The sequence below is a fragment of the Brenneria populi genome (assembly GCF_036016195.1).
GTDB classification, from domain to species: Bacteria; Pseudomonadota; Gammaproteobacteria; order Enterobacterales; family Enterobacteriaceae; genus Brenneria; species Brenneria populi.
In genome coordinates, this window is record NZ_JAYWTM010000052.1 from 1 (window position 1) to 3,133 (window position 3,133).

The window sequence follows — 3,133 nt, forward strand, 5'->3', positions numbered from 1 at the left end:
CGGCGTGGATTATTCTCCACTTGGCGGCAACTGTCAAATAGTTAACAATGATTTTTTCTTATTTTTTCACATTCTAAAATTATATTGAGCGCGATTGGCAATTTTGTTAACCTAAGCGCCGATCGGTCTCCCCCCTGCATATTACGATAAGCCGTGTTATCAGCGCAAAAAGCATACAGAGTCACATTGTTCGATTATTCACCGCGTTTATACCAACCACTCCCTATAATCTACGTAGCGATTACGCTATCTTATCCGTACCCAATTAATGAATGAGAGAGCCGATTAAGAGCTCAAAACAACATCACATAAAAATAGGAAATTACATTAATGGTAGATCAATCCAAAGAGGCGGCGGACCTTACAAGGACCGACAGCCACGGACTACGACGAAACCTGACTAACCGCCATATTCAGCTCATCGCCATCGGCGGCGCCATCGGCACCGGATTATTTATGGGGTCGGGAAAAACGATTAGTCTGGCGGGGCCGTCAATCATCTTCGTCTATATGATCATTGGCTTTATGCTGTTTTTCGTGATGCGAGCGATGGGGGAGTTACTGCTTTCCAACCTGAATTATAAATCATTCAGCGATTTCGCCGCCGACCTGCTCGGTCCCTGGGCCGGTTTCTTTACCGGCTGGACTTACTGGTTCTGCTGGGTCGTGACCGGCATCGCCGACGTGGTGGCCATCAGCGCCTATGCCCAATTTTGGTTTCCCGACCTGTCACAGTGGATATCCTCGCTACTCTGCGTGCTGTTATTGCTCTCGCTTAATCTAGCCACGGTCAAAATGTTCGGCGAGATGGAATTCTGGTTTGCCATGATAAAAATTGTGGCCATCGTCGCTTTAATCGTCATCGGCGCGGCGCTGGTCATCATGAAATTCCCATCGCCATCAGGCTCTATCGCCTCGTTTAATAATTTATGGAACGACGGCGGTATGTTCCCCAAAGGCATCGGCGGCTTTTTCGCCGGATTCCAGATAGCGGTTTTCGCCTTCGTCGGCATTGAACTGGTCGGCACCACCGCGGCGGAAACGAAAAACCCCAACGTCGTACTGCCCAGAGCGATTAACGCCATACCGCTTCGCATCATCATGTTTTATGTTTTTTCATTAATCATGATCATGTCGGTCACGCCTTGGAGCGCCATCGCCGCCGATCGCAGCCCCTTCGTTGAAATGTTTGTTCTGGTGGGATTACCCGCCGCCGCCAGCGTAATTAACTTCGTGGTGTTGACCTCGGCCGCTTCTTCAGCCAACAGCGGCGTTTTCTCCACCAGCCGGATGCTTTTTGGTTTGGCCAAACAGGGCGATGCGCCGAAGCGTTTTAGCCTGCTGTCTAAACGCGCGGTGCCGTCCGCCGGGCTGCTGTTCTCCTGTGTCTGCCTGTTATCTGGCGTGGTATTGATTTATCTCATCCCGAATGTAATGAGGGTCTTTACCCTGGTAACCACCGTTTCCGCGATCCTGTTCATGTTTATCTGGAGCATCATTCTTTGCTCTTATCTGGTGTACCGTAATAAAAGACCGCAGATGCACGCGAACTCACAATACAAAATGCCCTGGGGTATTTTTATGTGCTGGGTTTGTCTGGCCTTCTTCGTTTTTGTCATCGTCCTGCTGACGCTACAGCCAGATACTCTGCAGGCGCTGGTTGTCACGCCGCTATGGTTTATTATTCTGGCCATTGCGTATCAGTTTCTCAGGAAGAAGAAACAATCGGCCTAATATAGACATCATCGCAAAACGCAAAAGACGCTGACTAAAAATCAGCGTCTTGATATTTTGTTGAAACAGAAACCTGAGTTTCAGCGTATTATTATATAACTTATTGTTAATAAAACAAAGAAACCACTTCCATGGTTCACTGCGGCGCCGATAATAATAGAATTAGTTTCTTATTGATGTTGTCGTGAATCGATTAATACTCCGAGTCAATAATTCGATAGTTAAGCAAGTATCATCACCTCCACGCTGCGGCTCTTCGGCTAATACACACTCAACTCTTTTCGTTAACTCATTAATTTGATTATCGTCTAACATAGATATAATAGAAAACACCAATGTTTCTAACAATTCTATTTTGGCATTAAGTTCTTTTTCTCCGACCTCTTTTTCAGCCAGTTTCATTAAGAGCTGAGAGAGAAGGTTATTCATTTGAACTCCTTAAAAATAACAGCCATAAGATCCCTGACAGGATCAACAGTCAGTTGTAAGCAGGATTAGAGAAAATGATGTGCGTAGTAATGTAACACTCAAGCTAGCGTTACCGCCAGCATATATTACAATTTAACGGACATAATATACATCGTATGCCGGACGTGCTTCAAATCGCATGTGCGCCAGCTTTGTGACTCGCTGTCTATGGCACATATAATTAATAGCAGGTTAATATTTTCTAGAAGGTTATTTATATATAGCCAGCCATTATGATAATGGCTGGCTACGCGAAATCTATACGTTTACCGACTGCCTGACTCCATTTACCGCGCTTTTAGCCTGTTCGCATTGATACAAGATGGCCTGCGCATGTGAATAAAGGATTTTTCCCGCCTCGGTGGGAGTCACGCCGCGTCTGCTACGGACCAGCAACTGTTTTTCCAGCTCGCCTTCCAGCGTAGCGACCTGCTGGCTCAGCGCCGGTTGCGCAATGTGCAACAACTCAGCAGCCTGAGTCAAGCTACCGATATCAACGATTTTCACAAAGTACTTGAGCCGTCTAAGATTCATGTCTGCCTCCTGAGTAGTTACCCCGTTAACGGTAGCAAGATCCGAGCCAGATTTTTTTGTACTGTAACGGAAGCCTGATACCTGGTTGGTAAGACACAGGTATAATAAGGAAAAGAAATGGTTCAAGAGCTAAATAAACCTGACGGCAAGAGGATGATATTGATTTTTCTCTGACTGGATATGCACCACGCTAATGCAATCATTGCTATCTCAAGGTGCAGACGCCTGTAGGAAAGAGAAGGCGCAATATTAAATTCCAGATGCAACTTGCGCTGTAAATTCAATGTGTTGGTTATTAGTTCAGCAATCAGTCGCGATAAAGCATAACAGCCTTTGACAACCCGAAACGCTCCCGCTATTATCCCCCGCAGTTAAGCGATTCCTCTGTAGTTCAGTC

Annotated in this window: 2 protein-coding genes and 1 pseudogene; 1 reads left to right on the forward strand and 2 read right to left on the reverse strand. The window is 46.1% G+C overall.

The window, feature by feature from the left end:
* Nucleotides 1-330: 330 nt before the first annotated feature.
* The gene (gene cycA, locus VSX58_RS22200) at nt 331-1,734 is read left to right on the forward strand and encodes a D-serine/D-alanine/glycine transporter (protein ID WP_327619952.1); all 1,404 of its coding nucleotides are present in this window, start codon (nt 331-333) and stop codon (nt 1,732-1,734) included.
* 162 nt (nt 1,735-1,896) lie between these two features.
* On the opposite strand, the gene VSX58_RS22205 is transcribed toward cycA, so the two are convergent.
* Both VSX58_RS22205 and VSX58_RS22210 read right to left on the reverse strand, forming a co-directional pair.
* Nucleotides 1,897-2,163, reverse strand: a complete 267-nt coding sequence (locus VSX58_RS22205) for a sigma-S stabilization anti-adapter protein IraP (protein WP_327619953.1) — start codon at nt 2,161-2,163, stop codon at nt 1,897-1,899.
* A 306-nt stretch (nt 2,164-2,469) separates the two neighbouring features.
* A pseudogene (locus VSX58_RS22210) lies at nt 2,470-2,736 on the reverse strand (LysR family transcriptional regulator); the annotation flags it as partial.
* Nucleotides 2,737-3,133: the final 397 nt, after the last annotated feature.

Coding starts and splice junctions, on each gene's coding strand:
- VSX58_RS22205 (WP_327619953.1), bottom strand. CDS start 2,163: ATGAATAACCTTCTCTCTCAGCTCTTAATGAAACTGGCTGAAAAAGAG.
- cycA (WP_327619952.1), top strand. CDS start 331: ATGGTAGATCAATCCAAAGAGGCGGCGGACCTTACAAGGACCGACAGC.